This window comes from Mycobacterium kubicae (assembly GCF_015689175.1).
Classification (GTDB): Bacteria; Actinomycetota; Actinomycetes; order Mycobacteriales; family Mycobacteriaceae; genus Mycobacterium; species Mycobacterium kubicae.
Window position 1 is genome coordinate 4,285,651 of record NZ_CP065047.1, and the last position, 16,723, is coordinate 4,302,373.

The 16,723-nt window shown below is 66.8% G+C and carries 16 protein-coding genes; 14 read left to right on the top strand and 2 right to left on the bottom strand.

The window, feature by feature from the left end; genetic code table 11:
* Positions 1-22 precede the first annotated feature (22 nt).
* Genes I2456_RS19990 through I2456_RS20030 form a run of 9 tightly spaced genes read left to right on the top strand, consistent with a single transcriptional unit; the run spans position 23 to position 7,770 of the window.
* Positions 23-1,198 (top strand): cytochrome P450, encoded by a 1,176-nt coding sequence (locus tag I2456_RS19990; RefSeq protein ID WP_085073588.1) that lies wholly within the window; start codon positions 23-25, stop codon positions 1,196-1,198.
* 2 nt (positions 1,199-1,200) lie between these two features.
* Positions 1,201-2,409, top strand: coding sequence for an acyl-CoA dehydrogenase family protein (locus I2456_RS19995; protein WP_085073587.1), 1,209 nt, complete (start codon positions 1,201-1,203; stop codon positions 2,407-2,409).
* On the top strand, positions 2,406-2,948 hold the full coding sequence (locus tag I2456_RS20000; protein WP_085073586.1) for an FAS1-like dehydratase domain-containing protein: 543 nt from the start codon (positions 2,406-2,408) through the stop codon (positions 2,946-2,948). Before I2456_RS19995 ends, I2456_RS20000 begins: the two co-directional genes overlap by 4 nt.
* A complete protein-coding gene (locus I2456_RS20005; RefSeq protein ID WP_085073585.1) occupies positions 2,948-3,349 on the top strand; it encodes a Zn-ribbon domain-containing OB-fold protein in 402 nt (133 codons plus the stop codon). Before I2456_RS20000 ends, I2456_RS20005 begins: the two co-directional genes overlap by 1 nt.
* Positions 3,350-3,355: 6 nt before the next feature.
* On the top strand, positions 3,356-4,459 hold the full coding sequence (locus I2456_RS20010) for an acyl-CoA dehydrogenase family protein (RefSeq protein ID WP_085073584.1): 1,104 nt from the start codon (positions 3,356-3,358) through the stop codon (positions 4,457-4,459).
* On the top strand, positions 4,456-4,911 hold the full coding sequence (locus tag I2456_RS20015) for a MaoC family dehydratase (RefSeq protein WP_085073583.1): 456 nt from the start codon (positions 4,456-4,458) through the stop codon (positions 4,909-4,911). The genes I2456_RS20010 and I2456_RS20015 overlap by 4 nt, the downstream gene beginning before the upstream one ends.
* Positions 4,908-6,077, top strand: a complete 1,170-nt coding sequence (locus I2456_RS20020; protein WP_085073582.1) for a lipid-transfer protein — start codon at positions 4,908-4,910, stop codon at positions 6,075-6,077. The genes I2456_RS20015 and I2456_RS20020 overlap by 4 nt, the downstream gene beginning before the upstream one ends.
* A gap of 11 nt (positions 6,078-6,088) precedes the next feature.
* Complete coding sequence (locus tag I2456_RS20025) at positions 6,089-7,159, top strand: zinc-binding dehydrogenase (RefSeq protein WP_085073581.1); 1,071 nt, start codon at positions 6,089-6,091, stop codon at positions 7,157-7,159.
* Positions 7,156-7,770: a TetR/AcrR family transcriptional regulator gene (locus I2456_RS20030; protein ID WP_085073580.1), complete on the top strand. Its 615-nt coding sequence runs from the start codon at positions 7,156-7,158 to the stop codon at positions 7,768-7,770. The genes I2456_RS20025 and I2456_RS20030 overlap by 4 nt, the downstream gene beginning before the upstream one ends.
* 353 nt (positions 7,771-8,123) lie before the next feature.
* Here I2456_RS20030 and I2456_RS20035 read toward each other — a convergent pair whose 3' ends face one another.
* Both I2456_RS20035 and pruA read right to left on the bottom strand, forming a co-directional pair.
* On the bottom strand, positions 8,124-9,089 hold the full coding sequence (locus I2456_RS20035) for a proline dehydrogenase family protein (RefSeq protein ID WP_085073579.1): 966 nt from the start codon (positions 9,087-9,089) through the stop codon (positions 8,124-8,126).
* On the bottom strand, positions 9,089-10,720 hold the full coding sequence (pruA, locus tag I2456_RS20040; RefSeq protein ID WP_085073578.1) for an L-glutamate gamma-semialdehyde dehydrogenase: 1,632 nt from the start codon (positions 10,718-10,720) through the stop codon (positions 9,089-9,091). Before pruA ends, I2456_RS20035 begins: the two co-directional genes overlap by 1 nt.
* 82 nt (positions 10,721-10,802) lie before the next feature.
* Between pruA and I2456_RS20045 the strand changes: the two genes are divergently transcribed.
* From I2456_RS20045 to cysC, 5 genes are all read left to right on the top strand, one after another.
* Positions 10,803-12,377, top strand: coding sequence for a PucR family transcriptional regulator (locus I2456_RS20045; protein WP_085073577.1), 1,575 nt, complete (start codon positions 10,803-10,805; stop codon positions 12,375-12,377).
* A gap of 69 nt (positions 12,378-12,446) precedes the next feature.
* Entirely contained in the window at positions 12,447-12,914 is a 468-nt protein-coding gene (locus tag I2456_RS20050; RefSeq protein WP_116645740.1) for a DUF4190 domain-containing protein, read from the top strand.
* A 125-nt stretch (positions 12,915-13,039) separates the two neighbouring features.
* Positions 13,040-13,843, top strand: a complete 804-nt coding sequence (gene stf0 / locus I2456_RS20055; RefSeq protein WP_068027890.1) for a trehalose 2-sulfotransferase — start codon at positions 13,040-13,042, stop codon at positions 13,841-13,843.
* A complete protein-coding gene (gene cysD, locus I2456_RS20060; RefSeq protein WP_085073576.1) occupies positions 13,840-14,754 on the top strand; it encodes a sulfate adenylyltransferase subunit CysD in 915 nt (304 codons plus the stop codon). The genes stf0 and cysD overlap by 4 nt, the downstream gene beginning before the upstream one ends.
* Positions 14,754-16,700, top strand: coding sequence for an adenylyl-sulfate kinase (cysC, locus tag I2456_RS20065; protein WP_085073575.1), 1,947 nt, complete (start codon positions 14,754-14,756; stop codon positions 16,698-16,700). The genes cysD and cysC overlap by 1 nt, the downstream gene beginning before the upstream one ends.
* Positions 16,701-16,723 lie beyond the last annotated feature (23 nt).

Consider the following 16,723-nt stretch of genomic DNA (forward strand, 5'->3'; position numbering starts at 1 on the left):
GTCGGATCGAGGGAGGCGAGCCGTGCGCACCACCTTTCCGCTGCACTCCCCCGACTTCTATGCGGGCGATCCCTACCCGGCCTACCGCGAATTGCGTGCCACCTCACCGGTCTGCTGGAACGACGTGACCAACTTCTGGGCGCTGCTGAAGTACGAGGACGTCCGGTTCGTGTCGAGCAACCCCGCCTTGTTCTCTTCCACCCAGGGCATCACCATTCCCGACCCCCAGCTACCGAATCCGGTGCAGGAGGGCGGTTTGATCTTCACCGACCCGCCGCGACACCGCCAACTGCGCAAGCTCATCAACTCGGGCTTCACCCGCCGGCACGTCGCCATTCTGGAGCCCAAGATCCGCGACATCGTGCGCGGCATCCTGGCCGACATCGAGCCCGGTACCGTCCACGAGTTCGCCGAAGAGATCGCCGCCCCGCTGCCCACCCGCATCATCGCCCAACTGCTGGGCGCGCCGCCCGATGACTGGGAGCAGTTCCGGGCCTGGTCGGATGCCATGACCGGTTCGGCCGATCCCGAGATCGAACTCGACACGCTGGTGGCCGCCGGCCAACTCTACGAGTACTTCCACCAGCTGATCTCCGACCGGCGCGCGCAAGCCCGCGACGACATGCTCTCGATTCTGGTCAACGCCGAGATCGACGGATTGCGCCTCAGCGACGAAGAATTGGTCAACTTCGCGTTTCTGCTCCTCGTCGCCGGCAACGAGACCACCCGCAATCTGATTGCGCTCGGCACGCTCGCGTTGATCGAACACCCCGACCAACTGCGCATGTTGATCGACGACCCGGCACTGATTCCCGGTGCGGTAGAAGAGATGCTGCGCTGGAACAGTCCGGTGGTGCACATGGCGCGCACCGCGACCGCCGACGTGGAAATCCGCGGAAAACGCATCCGCGCCGGTGAGGTGGTGGTCATGCTGTACGGGTCGGCCAACCGCGACGAGGACGTCTTCGGCAGCGACGCCGAGGAATTCGACATCACCCGTCATCCCAACCCGCACATCGCCTTTGGGTGCGGTGAACATTCCTGCCTGGGTGCGCAACTGGCACGGCTGGAAGCCGGCCTGCTGTTCGACGAGCTGTTGCGCCGCTTCCCCAGAATCGAACTCGTGGGCGAGGTGAGCCGGATGCGCGCCACCATGGTGCCCGGTGTCAAGCGGATGCCGGTACGGCTGGGCGTCTAGACATGCACCTGGAATACACCCCCGAGCAGGAACGGCTGCGCGCCGAAATGCGCGCCACCCTCGCACAAGTCATGACGCCGGAACGCACGGCGGCGATCGGCGACCAGATCGAAGGCGGACCGGCGGTGCGTGAGTGCGTGCGCGCCTTGGCCGCGGCCAATCTGCTTGGCGTCGGCTGGCCCAAAGAGTTCGGCGGACGCGGGTTTTCCGCGATCGAGCAATTCATCTTCGCCGAAGAAGCGCGCCGGGCCAACGCGCCGGTACCACTGGTGACCCTCAACACCGTCGGGCCCACCCTGATGCAGTGCGGCAGCGAGGAGCAAAAGCAGCAATTCCTGCCCGCGATCTTGGACGGCAGCGTCGAATTCGCGATCGGGTATTCCGAGCCCGGCGCGGGCAGCGACTTGGCGTCCCTGCGCACCACTGCGGTCCGCGACGGCGACGGCTATCTGATCAACGGCCAGAAGATGTTCACCAGCGGCGCCGCTTACGCCGACTACATCTGGCTGGCCGCGCGTACCGACCCCAACGCCAAAAAGCACAAGGGCATTTCCATCTTCATCGTGCCCACCACCTCGCCGGGGTTCTCCTGGCAGCCGCTGCACACCATGCCGGGCATTTCCACCTTCTACACCTTCTACGACAACGTGCGGGTCCCGGCCAGCGCGCTGGTCGGTGAAGAGAACCAAGGCTGGCAACTGATCACCACCCAGCTCAACTTCGAACGCGCGGCCCTGGGGAATCTCGGCGCGCTCGAGCCGCTGTTCGAGAAGACAGTGCAGTGGGCGGCGACCACCGAACGCGACGGCGGCCGCGTCATCGACCAGCCCTGGGTGCAACTGGCGCTGGCCCGCGTCGAGGCGCAGGTGGCCGCGTACAAGCTGATCAATCTGCGGGTGAACGCGGCGATGACCAAAGGCGTGCTGAACATGGGCGAAGCGTCGGCGGCCAAGGTCTTCGGCACCGAGTTGACCCAGCAAGTGGCGCGCGAGCTGCTGGAAGTCCTGGACGGCAACGGGATTCGCCGCGGCGCCGACGCTCCCCTGCGCGGCGCGCTGGAAACGGCCTATCGACAAGCGGTGATCAACACCTTCGGTGGCGGCGCCAACGAGATACAGCGCGACATCATCGCCATGGCCGGTCTGCTCATGCCCAGGGCGCCGCGCGACCTGCTTGCCACGGCGACAGAACAAGGAGGACAACCCAAGTGACCGACTCAGAGGTCCACGCCAAAGTGCAAGCGCTCGTCGGACAACCTACCGGCGGCACCGGAAAGCCCTCGGTGGCACCCGATCCGGTCAATCAACCGATGATCCGGCACTGGGCGCACGCGCTGGACGACATGAATCCGGTCTACCTCGACCCCGACTTCGCGGCCACCTCACGGTTCGGCGGCATCGTGTCACCGCCGGTGATGTTGCAGACCTGGACGATGCCCGCGCCCAGGCTGGAAGGCATCGGGGAACGCGGCGGCGCGCCGATCGAGATCAAATCCAATCCCACGGCGTTCCTCGACGATGCCGGTTACACCAGCACGGTGGCCACCAACTCCGAGTTCGAGATCGAGCGCTATCCCCGGCTGGGCGATGTCATCAGCGCGACCACGGTCTACGAATCGGTGTCGGAGGAGAAGACGACGGCGCTGGGGACGGGCTTCTTCCTGACCTGGCTGACCACCTACGTCGATCAGCACGGAGAAGTGTTGGGACGGCAACGGTTCCGCGTGCTGCGATTCAGGCCGGGCAACTGATGGCCACCCGGCTGGCGCCGGCGATCAGCCCGGACACCGAGTTCTTCTGGAACGGGCTGCGCGAGCACAAGCTGCTGATCCAGCGCTGCAGCGGATGCGGCGCCCTGCGCAACCCGCCGCGGCCGATGTGCCCCAACTGCCGCTCCCTGAACTGGGAGACCATCGAATCGTCAGGCCGGGGATCGGTCTACAGCTACGTGGTGCCGCACCAGCCGCGCTTCCCCTTCTTCGACTACCCCTACATCGTGGCCCTGGTGGAGCTGGAGGAAGGTGTGCGGTTGGTGTCGAACCTGTGCGACGTCGACCCGGCCGACGTCACGGTGGGCATGCCGGTCGAGGTTTTCTACCAGGACTTCGACAACGACCTGGTGCTGCACCAATTCCGGCCGGCGACTGGGTGAGGCGCGATGGACTTCACATTCACCGAAGAGCAGGAGACCATCGCCAAGCTGGCCCGCGACGTCTTCGAGCGGCGCGCCACCCCGCAACATCTGGCTGAACTGGAAGCCGATCTGCGCTACGACGCGGCACTGTGGCACGAGCTCGCCGCCATGGACTTGTTGGGCACCGCCTTACCGGAGTCGGTGGGCGGTAGCGGTGGCGGTTTCGTGGAACTGGCCGTGCTGCTGGCCGAGGTCGGCTGGAGCGTCGCGCCGGTACCGGCCTACGCGACGCTGGTGTTGGGCGCCGATCCGATCGCACGGCACGGGACCCCAGAGCAGCAGCAGCGTTTCCTGCCCGATGTGGTTGCCGGACAACGTATCCTGACCGCTGGCCTGACCGAACCCGGCCGCTCCGACCCCGTCGCACCGGCGACCACCGCCCGGCGCGACGGCGCGCACTGGCGCCTCGACGGAGCCAAGGAGCTGGTACCCGCGGCGCAACTGGCCGACACCGCGCTCATTCCGGCCGTCACCGACGACGGCACCGTCGGGCTGTTCTTGCTGGAGCTGGACAACCCCGGCGTCGAAGTCCGCCCGGTCGACACCACCAACCGCGAACCGCACGCCGACGTGTTCCTCGACGGCGCAACCGTTTCCAGCCAGGACCGGCTCGCGGGTGATGTCGCCTCCCTCTACACCCGGGCGTTGATCGGCTTGTGCGCCATCCAACTTGGCGTTGCCGACCGCGCCCTGCACATCGCGGCCGACTACACCACCGGGCGCGAACAGTTCGGCCGCCCGATCGGCAGCTTTCAGGCGGTGCAACAGCGGATGGCCGACGCCTTCATCGACGTCGAAGCCATCCGCTGGACCACCTGGCATGCGGCGTGGCTGGCCGCGCAAGGCCGGCCCGCCGACCGAGCCGCCCGGATCGCCAAGTTCTGGGCCGCCGAGGCCGGTGCTCGCGTCGCCGCCACCGCACAACATGTGCACGGCGGCATCGGGATAGACATCACCTATCCGCTGCACCGCTATTTCCTGTGGGCCAAGCACAACGAACTCACCCTGGGCCCCGCCACTCTCCAGCTTGCCCGGCTCGGCAGCACCTACCCGGAAGGACTCCAATGACGACGACCGCGGCCCGCGCCACCACGTTGAAGTGGAGTGACATCGACGTCGGCGACGAGGTGAGCGCCCTGGAGATTCCGGTCACCACCACGGTGATCGTGGCCGGTGCCATCGCCTCGCGTGACTTCATGCCGGTGCACCACGACCGCGACTACGCCAACAAGCAGGGCTCACCCAACTTGTTCATGAACATCTTGACCACCAATGGACTGTGCACGCGGTTCCTCACCGACTGGGCGGGTCCGGAGGCGATGGTCAAGAAGCTTTCGATTCGCCTGGGCGTACCCAGCTTTCCGGACGATCCGCTGCGCTTCACCGGCAGCGTCACCGGCAAATCCGAAGGCAGCGAAGGAGAGAACTTCGTCGAAGTCGCCTTCAAGGCCACCAACAGCCTCGGTGATCACGTGTCGGGCACCGCGGTGCTCAGTCTGCTGGACGGATCCGGCGCATGACGTCCACGCTGCCCGGCGCCACCGCCATCGTGGGTATCGGTCAAACCGAATTCTCCAAGGAATCCGGCCGCAGCGAATTGCAATTGGCCTGTGAAGCGGTCAGTTCCGCGCTCGATGATGCCGGCGTGGCGCCCGGCGAGATCGACGGCATGGTGACCTTCACCATGGACTCCAGCGACGAAATCGACGTCGCGCGCAACGTCGGCATCGGCGACCTGAACTTCTTCAGCCGGGTCCCGCACGGCGGCGGCGCGGCGGCCGGCACCGTCGTGCACGCCGCCATGGCCGTCGCGACCGGGGTGGCCGACGTGGTGGTGTGCTATCGCGCGTTTAACGAACGCTCCGGGATGCGGTTCGGCGGGAGCGGGCGCACCAGCAGCGAAACCCCGTTGTTCATGGCGCATTACGCACCCTTCGGTTTGCTCACACCGGCCGCCTGGGTGGCGTTGCATGCCCAGCGCTACATGTCTACCTACGGAGTCACCAATGAAGACTTCGGCCGGATCGCCGTGGTCGACCGGGCGCATGCGGCCCGCAATCCCGACGCCTGGTTCTACCAGCGTCCCATCACACTGGAAGATCACCAGAACTCCCGCTGGATCATCGAACCCGTGCTGCGCCTGCTGGACTGCTGCCAGGAAAGTGACGGCGGGGTGGCGCTGGTGGTCACCAGCGCCGAACGCGCCCGTGACCTTCGCCAGCCTCCGGCCATGATCACCGCGGCCGCACAAGGCGCGGCCTCCGAGGGCGAGATGATGACCAGCTACTACCGCGAGGACATCACCGGGCTGCCCGAGATGGGTGTGGTTGCCGACCGGTTGTGGCGCGACTCGGGCCTCAAACCTTCCGATATCCAAACCGCGTTCATCTACGACCATTTCACGCCGTTCGTCTTCACTCAGCTCGAGGAGTTGGGCTTCTGTGGTCGCGGCGAGGCCAAGGACTTCGCCACGGTGGAACGGCTTTCACTCGGCGGCGAATTGCCGATCAACACCAACGGCGGGTTGCTCGGTGAGGCTTACATCCACGGCATGAACGGCATCACCGAGGGCGTCCGGCAGGTGCGGGGCACCTCATACAACCAGGTGGACAACGTCGAGCATGTGCTGGTCACCTCGGGTACCGGTGTGCCCACCAGCGGGCTGATCCTGGCGCCGGCCGGATAGCGAGGACCGCCATGCCAAAGCTTGCGCTGCTGACCGCTTACGGCGGACCCATCGAGTTGGCCGAATTCCCGCTGACCCAAACTGCGCCCGGGACGGCGGCGCTCAAACTGCGCATGGCCGGAATCTGCGGCTCGGACCTACACATCTTCCGCGGCGAGCTGCCGTTACCGTGTCCGTACGCCATGGGCCACGAAATGGTCGGCGAGATAGCCGAACTCGGCGAAGGTTTGACTACCGACGCGACCGGCGCGCCCCTGGCGGTCGGTGACCGGGTTGTCACGCCGTACTTTTGGACCTGCGGCCAATGTCACGCGTGTGCGCGGGGCAGGTCTCATGCCTGCCAGAACCTGATGGCCGGTGAATTCCGCACCCAGGACCAGCCACCGCACTTCGTCGCCGCGTACGGCGAGTATTACTACACCACCCGCCGCCAGCCGCTGTACAAAGTGCCCGACGACCTGTCCGACGAAGCGGTCACTCCACTCAATTGCGCACTGGCCCAGGTATTGTTCGCCTTACGCGATGTTCGGCTCGGTGACACGGTGGTGATCCAGGGCGCGGGTGGGTTGGGCATCAATGCCGCCGCCGTGGCACGCACTGCCGGAGCCGCCGAGGTCATCGTCATCGACAAGATCGCCGCGCGGCTCGACGTCGCCGCGGACTTCGGTGCCACCCATTGCATTGACGCCAGTGGCCTTTCGGCCGCCGAGGTCGCCGAGTCGGTCCGCGCCCGCACCGACGGAATCGGCGCCGACTGGGTCCTCGAAGTGGTCGGTATTCCCGGCGTCATTCCCGACGGGCTCGGATTGCTGAACAACGGTGGCACCCTGCTAGAGGTCGGGAACGTCGGGATGGGCCGTACCTTCGAACTCGATCCCAGCATCCTGGTCTACGGGAACAAGTCGATCCGCGGTGTCATGCTCTACGACCCGGTCACCTTGGCGATTGGGTTGAAGTTTCTGCAGCACACCGAATTCCCGTTTCACCGGCTGATGCCCGAGCCGTTTCATCTGGCCGACGTCAACGACGCCTTCGCCTCGGCGGGGGCCGGACTGGTGCCCCGAGGAGCGCTGGTGCCCTGATGACTCAAGCCACTGTCACCGACACCCGCGAACTCATCATCTCCTCGGCCTACGCATGCTTCCGCAAGCACGGGTTGCAGAAGACGACGATTGTCGACATCGCCAAGATGGCCAACGTTTCCCGCAGTACCGTCTACGAATACTTCCGGGACAAGGCGTCGGTCCTGGAGGCCTGCGCCGAGCATGCGTCCGAGCAGTTCTACCGAGAGATGTCCAAGGCGATGGATCGCGGCGGCTCGCTGGAGGAAAAGCTGGCGCGTGCAGCGGTTTTCGTCACCCAGGCGCGGCGGGCCATAGCTTCGGAGAAGTACTTCGACGAAGAGGCGATCAGCTTGTTGCTGACCAAAGACGCCGCCGTGCTGCTGCGAGAATGTGTCGACTTCTTCGCGCCCTACCTGTCGGCGGCCAAGCTGACCGGCGAGGTCCGCAAGGATCTCAACATCGAGGCCGCCGGTGAGTGGTTCGCGCGAATCTTGTTCTCGTTGTTCAGCACACCGTCGTCGTCGATGAACATGGACGACCCTGAAGTAGTGGCCGACTTTGTGCGGGCGCATGTGGTGCGGGGGTTCGCCGCCGAGCGGCCTACCCGCGGGGTGTCGAAGGTGCGCTGACGGCGTCGAGTGTGCGGTGAGGGCTTCGAGTGTGCGGTGAGGGCGGGTTATCGGCCGATTCCCCGCCACAGCTTCACACTCGACGCCAGGAGTTCACCCTCGGCGTCGAGCGTGCGCTGAGGGCGCCGAGCGTGCGGCAACGGCGTCGAGTGTGCAGTGACGGCGCGTCAACGGCCGATTTCCCGCCACAGCTTCACACTCGACGCCAGGAATTCACGCTCGGCGTCGAGGGTGCGCCCTCGGCGTCCAGCGTGCGCTGAGGGCGCCGAGTGTGCGGCCACGGCTTCGAGTGTGCACTGACGGCGCGTCAACGGCCGATTCCCCGCCACAGCTTCACACTCGACGCCAGGAGTTCACCCTCGACGAGACAGCGCGCGCAGGAAGAAGCCCAAGTTGGCCGGACGCTCGGCCAACCGCCGCATGAAGTAGCCGTACCACTGCGTCCCGAACGGCACATACACCCGCACCTGGTTGCCGGCCGCGGCCAACCGCCGCTGCTCGTCGTCACGGATGCCATAGAGCATCTGGTACTCGAAATGCTCAGTCGAGCGCCCTGCTTCACGCGCCGACGGCGCGACGGCATCGATCACGACGGGGTCGTGCGACGCCACCATCGGGTAGCCGTCGCCGGACATCAGCACCCGCAGACACCGCAGGTACGACTCGGTGACCTCGGCGCGGTCCTGGTAGGCCACGGCTTCCGGTTCCTCGTAAGCGCCCTTACACAGCCGCACCCGTGCTCCCGCCGCCGCCAAGTCCTGGCAGTCACCCAGCGTGCGACGCAGATAGGCCTGCACGACGCTGCCCAGCCAGGGAAAGTCGACCCGCAGATCACCCGAGATCGACAGCGTCGACTCGGTAGTGGTGTGGTCCTCGGCGTCCACGGTCACCCACACCCCGACCCGCTGAGCCCGTTCACAGATCGTCCGAGCGTGGTCCAGCGCGACCTTGTCGCCGTCGCGTTCCAGCGCCTGTCCCAGGGCGGAAAGCTTCAGCGACACCTCCAGCGGCCGCACCCCGTCGCCCGCTGCGTCGGCCCGGCGGCCCAAAGCATCGAGCAGTCGCAGGTAGGCCGCCATGGTTGCCGCCGCGCCGTCGGCGTCGGTGACGTTCTCACCGAGATAGTCGATGCTGATGTAGCGCCCCGAATCCCGCAGCAGCGCAACAACGTTCAGGACGTCGTCCACCGTCTCCCCGGGCACGAACCTGCGCACCACCCGACCGGTCACCCGGGATCGCTGGACCCCGCGCCGCAACGTCTCCGACCGGCTGGCCGCCAGCAGCGCCGGGCGCACGGTGTGTCCGAACAACCCGCTCATCAGTCGGCCGCCATGTGCGGGTAGGCGTGGTCGGTGGCCGGCACGAACGTCTCCTTGATGGTGCGCGCCGACGTCCACCGCAACAGGTTCAGCGGCGATCCGGCTCTGTCGTTGGTGCCCGACCCGCGGGAGCCACCGAACGGTTGGCGCCCGACGACGGCTCCGGTCGGCTTGTCGTTGACGTAGAAGTTGCCCGCCGCGAACCGCAACCTATGCTGCGCAGTCAGCACCGCTTCGCGGTCGTCGGCGATCACCGCCCCGGTCAGCGCATAGCGGGATCCGGTGTCGATGACGTCGAGGATCCGCTCGTAGTCGGCGTCGGGATAGACGTGTACCGCCAGCAGCGGCCCGAAGTATTCGGTGGCGAACGCTTCGTCGGTCGGGTCGTCGGACAACAGCACGGTCGGGCGCACGAAATAGCCTTCGCTGTCGTCATATTCACCACCGACCGCGATGGTCACCCCGGCCGTACTCTTGGCCCGCTCGATGGCGTCAACATTTTTGGTGAAGGCCCGTCGGTCGATCAGGGCGCCGCCGAAGTTGGTCAGGTCGGCCACGTCGCCGTAGGTCAACTCGGCTGTGGCGCCCAAGAATTCGTCACCCATGCGTTGCCACACCGAATGCGGGATGAATGCCCGCGACGCCGCCGAGCACTTCTGGCCCTGGTAGTCGAACGCGCCTCGAATCAACGCAGCAGTCAACACATCCGGGCACGCAGAGGTATGCGCGACCACGAAGTCTTTGCCGCCGGTCTCACCGACCAGCCGCGGGTAACTGTGGTAGCGGCCGATATTCGCGCCGACCTGCTGCCACAAGTGTTGGAAGGTTGCCGTTGACCCGGTGAAGTGGATGCCGGCAAGCCGCGGATCGGCCAGTGCTACTTCGGACACCGCGAAACCGTTGCCGGTAACCAGGTTGATCACTCCCGGTGGCAGACCGGCCGCCTCGAGTAACTGCATGGTCAGGTAGGCCGCCAGCGTCTGGGTGATGGACGGCTTCCACACCACGGTGTTGCCCAGCAGCGCCGGTGCGGTGGGCAGGTTGCCGGCGATCGAGGTGAAGTTGAACGGCGTGATCGCGTAGACGAAGCCGTCCAGCGGCCGGTAGTCGGTACGGTTCCACTCCCCCGGTCCACTGATCGGCTGCTGCGCCAACAGCTGACGGGCGAACGCGACGTTGAACCGCCAGAAATCGATCAACTCACAAGGTGCGTCGATCTCGGCCTGGTACACCGATTTCGATTGCCCCAGCATCGACGCGGCGGCGATCTTCTCTCGCCACGGCCCGGCCAGCAGATCGGCGGCCCGCAAGAACACCGCCGCGCGTTCGTCGAAAGGCATTGCCGCCCAATCCCTCTTGGCGGCCATGGCGGCCTCGATCGCGGCCACGGCATCGGCCTGCAGCGCATTGGTCAGCGTGCCCAGCGTGGCGGCGTGCCGGTGCGGTTGCACGACATCGATGCGCTCGCCCTCCCCCATGCGATGGCGCCCGGCGATGACATGCGGCAGGTCGATCGGTTCGTTGGCCAGCGCACGAAGTTGCGCTTGCAATCGGCGGCGCTCCGGGGATCCGGGTGCGTAGTCCTGGACCGGCTCGTTGGCCGGCAGTGGAACTTGAGTGACGGCATCCATGCAGCTCAGGATCCCCGGCGACGGCCCCCCGGGTATTAGCCAATCGGACAACATCACCCCGGAGTGCTAGTAAGATCGAACAATGCGAGCGGCTGCGGTGGAACTGGGTCAGCTGTTGCTCGCACTGGACGCGACGATGGTCAGCGTGCGGGCGGCGCCGCGGGGCCTGGACCTGCCGGTAGCCTCGGCCGCGCTGATCGATTCCGACGACGTGCGCCTCGGGCTGGCGACTGCGGCCAACTCAGCCGATGTGTTCTTCCTGCTGGGCATCACCGACGATCAGGCACTGCGCTGGCTGGGCGAACAGGCCGACCCGCCGGTCGCCATCTTCGTCAAGGAACCCACGTCGAACCTGGTGGACCGGGCGGTTGCGGCCGGCTCGGCGGTGGTGGCCGTGGAGCCACGGGCCCGTTGGGAGCGCGTCTACCGGCTGGTCGACCACGTCTTGGAGCACCACGTCGACCCCGCCGCCGACGACGCGGGCACCGACCTGTTCGGCCTCGCGCAATCGCTCGCCGAGCGCATCCATGGCATGGTCAGCATCGAAGACGCCCAAAGCCACGTGCTGGCCTATTCGGCGTCCAACGAAGAAGCCGACGACCTGCGGCGGCTGTCCATCCTGGGCCGCGCCGGCCCGCCCGAGCACCTGGCCTGGATCGGCCAATGGGGCATCTTCGACGCGCTGCGCGCCGGTAGCCAGGTGGTACGCGTCGCCGAGCGCCCCGAGCTGGGCTTGCGCCCGCGCCTGGCGATCGGAATCCACCAGCCGCCCGCCGGGGCCCGCCGTCCGCCGGTGTTCGTCGGCACCATCTGGGTGCAGGAGGGTTCGCAGCCGCTGGCCCAGGACGCCGAGGACATGTTGCGGGGTGCGGCGGTGCTGGCCGAACGGATCATGTCACGGCTTTCCGCGCGCCCGTCCGGCCAGGCCCGCCGGGTGCAGCAGCTGCTGGGCCTGATCGACGGTGACCACACAGAAGTGAGCGTCCTCGCCCGCGAACTCGGCCTGCCCGCCGGCGGGGACGCCGCGGTGATCGGCTGGGAGTCGGTCCTTCCCAGCGACCGAAACGTCCGGCTTGCCGATGTTATCGCCCTGGGCGCCAATGCGTTTCGTCGCGACGCGCAAGTCGCGGCGGGTGGGACACGCATCTATGTGTTGCTGCCGCAGATCGCGACGACCCGGTCGGTCACCTCCTGGGCGCGGGGCACCATCAGCGCCTTGCGCGCGGAGTTGGACGTGCAACTGCGCGCGGTCGTGGCCGCGCCCGTCGCGGGCCTGGCCGGTGTGGCTGCCGCACGCGCCGAGGTGGACCGGGTCCTGGACAGCGCCGCACGCCACCCCGACTCGCTCGGGCCGGTCGCCTCGCTGACCGAAGCGCGGACCACGGTGTTGCTGGATGAGATCGTCAGCCGGATCGGCGCCGACCCGCGACTGGTGGATCCACGCATCCGCGACCTGCGTGAGTCGGATCCGCAGCTGGCCGAGACCCTGCGGGTCTACCTGGACAGCTTCGGCGATATCGCCGCCGCCGCGCACGGGCTGCAGGTGCATCCCAATACCGTGCGGTACCGGGTACGACGCATCGAGAAACTATTGTCGACGTCGCTGAGCGATCCCGATGTGCGGCTGCTGTTTTCGCTCGGGCTGAGGGCAACCTAGCCGCTACGCCACCGCCCCCGTCGGGCGCCGGTAAGGTGTTTGCCACTCGATCGCGCGTGGGAGGTGTTGATGACGGAGCAACCGCCTAACTATCCACCGCCACCTGGCGGTTATGGCTATCTGCCGCCATCGCCGCCGCCACCGCCCAGTGGCTACGGTTATCCCCCACCGGGCGGTTACGCCTACCCACCGAGCTATTCGCAGGGCACGAATCCCCTGGCCATCGCCTCCCTGGTGTCCTCGGTGGCGGGGCTGCTGTGCCTGGGCATCGGACCGCTTCTCGGGTTGATCTTCGGCATCATCTCGCTGAATCAGATCCGGCAAACCGGTCAAGCCGGGCGTGGGCTGGCCATCGCCGGCATCGTGATCAGCGGCGTGCTCATCGCGTTGTTTGCGGTGCTCTTGATCGTCAGCGTCATCCTGGCGGCCAACGACGACCAGCACCGCCAACACCGGCGCCACCGCACCGATCACCGCACCATCAGCCACACCGTCGTCGAACAGCCGCCCCGGTTGGGACTGATCGCCTGCCGTTGAGCCGCAACGAGTCTCATCGCACCGCGATGCGGCGTGCAGCGCACCGGCCGCGCGGCAAGAGTTTGGCTCAGGGTGAAGGTAACCGGAAGTGTTGCAGCGGTTTTGCCGCCGGTTAGGCTTCCTGGGTGGCAGATACTCCGTCGTCGTACTTGGTGCTGGCCTCCCAGCGCAGCGGCAGCACGTTGCTGGTCGAATCGCTGCGTGCCACCGGCGTGGCGGGCGAGCCTCAAGAGTTCTTCCAGTACCTGCCGACCACCAGCCAATCCCCGCAGCCGCGGGAGTGGTTCGCCGACGTCGACGACGAGTCGATCCTCGAGCTGCTGGACCCGTTGGACGAAGGTAAGCCGGACCTGGCCCCGGCCGAGATCTGGCGCGACTACATCCGCACGGTCGGTCGGACACCCAACGGCGTGTGGGGCGGCAAGCTGATGTGGAACCAGACTCCCCTGCTGCTGAACCGCGCGGCTCAACTGCCGGATCGATCCGGCGACGGCCTGCTGTCGGCGATCCGTGATGTGGTGGGCGAAGACCCGCTGCTCATTCACATTCACCGGCCCGACGTCGTGTCGCAGGCGGTGTCTTTTTGGCGCGCGGTGCAGACCCGCGTGTGGCGAGGCCGGCCCGATCCGGTGCGCGACGCCCGTGCCGTCTATCACGCCGGTGCGATCGCCCATGTCGTCAACATGCTGCGGGACCAGGAGCGCGGCTGGCAGAACTGGTTCGCCGAAGAAAACGTCAAGCCGATCGAAATCTCCTATCCGGTGTTGTGGCGCAACCTGACTGAGGTGGTAGGCGACATTCTCGAGCAGCTGGGGCTCGACCGGCGACTGGCACCGGAGCCGGTGCTGCAGCGCCAGGCCGATCAACGCTCCGACGAATGGGTAGACCGCTATCGAGTGGACGCCGAAAGAGAGGGACTACCGACATGACGACAACCGAGGCGCTGCACGTCGACGAGCTGCGGCTGCTGGAAGCCGAAGCGGTCCACATCATCCGCGAGGTCGTCGCCGAGCTGGAACGGCCGGTGCTGCTGTTCTCCGCCGGCAAAGACTCCATCGTCCTGCTTCGCTTGGCGGAGAAGGCATTTCGGCCGATGCCACTGCCGTTCCCAGTGATGCACGTCGACACCGGCCACAACTTCCCCGAGGTGATCGAGTTCCGTGACCGCCGCGTCACCGGTGAGGGACACAAGCTCATCGTCGCGTCGGTGCAGGAATCCATCGACAAAGGCCGGGTTCCCGACCCCGGCCCCAACGCCTCTCGCAACCGCGCCCAGACCCGCACCCTGCTCGACGCGCTGGAGGAAGGCGGATTCGACGCGGCCTTCGGCGGCGCCCGCCGCGACGAGGAGCGCGCGCGAGCCAAGGAACGGATTCTGAGCTTCCGCGACGAGTTCGGGCAGTGGGATCCACGCGCGCAGCGACCGGAACCGTGGTCGCTGTACAACGGCCGCATCAAGCGGGGCGAGCAGGTCCGCGTGTTCCCGCTGAGCAACTGGACCGAGCTCGACGTCTGGCGCTACATCGAACTGGAAGACCTTGAAATACCGTCGATTTACTACGCGCATGAGCGTGAGGTGTTCGAACGAGACGGCATCCTGCTCGCCGTCTCCGACTACGCCAGCCCGACCGACGGGGAGACCGCGGCCGTGGAATGGGTGCGGTACCGCACCGTCGGCGACCTGACCATCACCGGCGCCGTGCGGTCCAAAGCGACCGATATCACCGGCGTCATCACCGAGATCTCCGCGGCGACGGTGTCCGAGCGCGGGGAGACCCGCGCCGATGACCGCACGTCGGCCGCTGCGATGGAAGACCGCAAGCGAGAGGGCTACTTCTGATGACCACTACCGAAAACTCAGAGGCAACCGAGAACTTCCAGCCGGCCAAGGGCATCACGCGACAACTGCTGCGCATCACCACCGCCGGCTCGGTGGACGACGGCAAGAGCACGTTGATCGGTCGACTCCTGCACGACACCGACAGCCTGCCGCTGGACCATCTGGAAGCCGTCACCGACGAAGAAGGCGTGGCCGACCTGGCCGCGCTGTCTGACGGCCTGCGCGCCGAACGCGAGCAGGGCATCACCATCGACGTCGCCTACCGCTTCTTTTCCACCGCCACGCGCAGCTACATCCTCGCCGACACCCCCGGTCACGAGCGCTACACCCGCAACATGTTCACCGGCGCGTCCAACGCGCATGTGGCGATCCTGCTGGTCGACGCCCGCGCCGGCGTGCTGCGCCAGACCCGCAGGCACGCGCGGATCGCCAAGCTGCTGGGCATCAAACATTACGTCGCGAAACATTACGTCGCGACGGTCAACAAGATCGACCTGGTGGACTTCGACGAAGCCACCTTCCGCGACGTGGAAGACCAGCTGCAGCAGATGGCGGACCGCCTGGGCATCGTGAAGGTCACGGTGATCCCGATCGCGGCCAAGCACGGGGACAACGTTGTGCACCGCTCCGAGCGCACCCCCTGGTATGACGGCCCTACCTTGCTGGAGTACCTGGAGAACGTGGAATTGGCCGCACCCCAAGCCGAGGCGTCGCGGCTGCGGCTGCCGGTGCAGTGGGTGTCGCGCCCGACCGCCGAGGTGCGCCGTCGCTACACGGGACGGCTGGCGGCGGGCACGCTCAGTGTCGGTGACCCGGTGGTGTCGTTGCCGGCCGGCACCCGGTCGACGGTCACCGCGCTGGACACCCTCGACGAGGAGCGTACGACAGCCGTTGCGCCGCTGTCGGTTTCGATTGAATTGGCCGACGACATCGACGTGGGCCGCGGTGACGTGCTGATCAGCGGGGCCGAGGACGCCGTCGCGCCGGTGCTGGCCCGCGAGATCCACGCCAACGTCTGCTGGTTCGTCGACGCACCACTGCGCGCCGGTGACCGGCTGGCACTCAAGCAGACCACCAAGACCGTCCGCGCGACCGTACAGGAGCTGCACTCGCGGCTCGACCCCGAAACCCTCGACGAGGTGGACCAGCCAGTCGAGTTGTCGCTCAACGACATCGGCACCGTCACACTGCGGACCAGTTCGGTCGTCGTCGCCGATCCCTATGTCGACAACCGCGACAGCGGCGCGTTCATCCTGATCGACGAGACCACCAACGACACCGTCGGCGCTGGCACCATCATCGAGGGGCGCGAAGTCAAGCCGGGCACGCACGCCCGCACCGACATCCGTTGGCACCCATCGGCTTTGGATCGCAACCACCGGTGGCGGGCCACCGGGCAAGCCGGCGCGACGATCTGGTTCACCGGCCTGCCCGCATCCGGCAAATCGACCGTCGCGGTCGCGGTGGAACGGGCATTGGTGGAATCCGGCAGGGTCGCCTACCTGCTCGACGGTGACAATCTGCGGCACGGGCTGTCCGACGACTTGGGCTTCTCCCCCGGTGACCGCACCGAAAACATCCGCCGAGTAGGGCATTTGACGCGCCTGCTGGCCGACGCCGGAGTGGTCGCGCTGGCGTCGCTGGTGTCACCGCTGAAGTCCGACCGCGAAACCGCCCGTGCGCTCAATGACGCCGCCAAACTGCCGTTCATCGAGGTCCACGTCGCCACGTCGCTGCAAGAGTGTGAAAGGCGCGACCCCAAGGGCCTTTACGCGCGCGCCCGCAAGGGCGAGCTGACCGGGTTGACCGGAGTCGACGCGCCCTATGAGCCCCCGGAAAACCCCGACCTGGTGCTCGACACCACCGACGCCAACATCGACGAACTCGTCGCCCAGGTGATCGATCTGCTCGACGAACGCAGCCCGCGCCCTGCCCAGGAGCCCTAGATTCAGGGCGATCTAATCACTTG

Excerpts from the sequence above, each read along its gene's own strand:
- I2456_RS19995 (WP_085073587.1), top strand. The coding sequence starts at position 1,201 with ATGCACCTGGAATACACCCCCGAGCAGGAACGGCTGCGCGCCGAAATG.
- I2456_RS20005 (WP_085073585.1), top strand. The coding sequence starts at position 2,948 with ATGGCCACCCGGCTGGCGCCGGCGATCAGCCCGGACACCGAGTTCTTC.
- I2456_RS20010 (WP_085073584.1), top strand. The coding sequence starts at position 3,356 with ATGGACTTCACATTCACCGAAGAGCAGGAGACCATCGCCAAGCTGGCC.
- I2456_RS20015 (WP_085073583.1), top strand. The coding sequence starts at position 4,456 with ATGACGACGACCGCGGCCCGCGCCACCACGTTGAAGTGGAGTGACATC.
- I2456_RS20020 (WP_085073582.1), top strand. The coding sequence starts at position 4,908 with ATGACGTCCACGCTGCCCGGCGCCACCGCCATCGTGGGTATCGGTCAA.
- I2456_RS20025 (WP_085073581.1), top strand. The coding sequence starts at position 6,089 with ATGCCAAAGCTTGCGCTGCTGACCGCTTACGGCGGACCCATCGAGTTG.
- I2456_RS20035 (WP_085073579.1), bottom strand. The coding sequence starts at position 9,089 with ATGAGCGGGTTGTTCGGACACACCGTGCGCCCGGCGCTGCTGGCGGCC.
- pruA (WP_085073578.1), bottom strand. The coding sequence starts at position 10,720 with ATGGATGCCGTCACTCAAGTTCCACTGCCGGCCAACGAGCCGGTCCAG.
- I2456_RS20045 (WP_085073577.1), top strand. The coding sequence starts at position 10,803 with ATGCGAGCGGCTGCGGTGGAACTGGGTCAGCTGTTGCTCGCACTGGAC.
- I2456_RS20050 (WP_116645740.1), top strand. The coding sequence starts at position 12,447 with ATGACGGAGCAACCGCCTAACTATCCACCGCCACCTGGCGGTTATGGC.
- cysD (WP_085073576.1), top strand. The coding sequence starts at position 13,840 with ATGACGACAACCGAGGCGCTGCACGTCGACGAGCTGCGGCTGCTGGAA.
- cysC (WP_085073575.1), top strand. The coding sequence starts at position 14,754 with ATGACCACTACCGAAAACTCAGAGGCAACCGAGAACTTCCAGCCGGCC.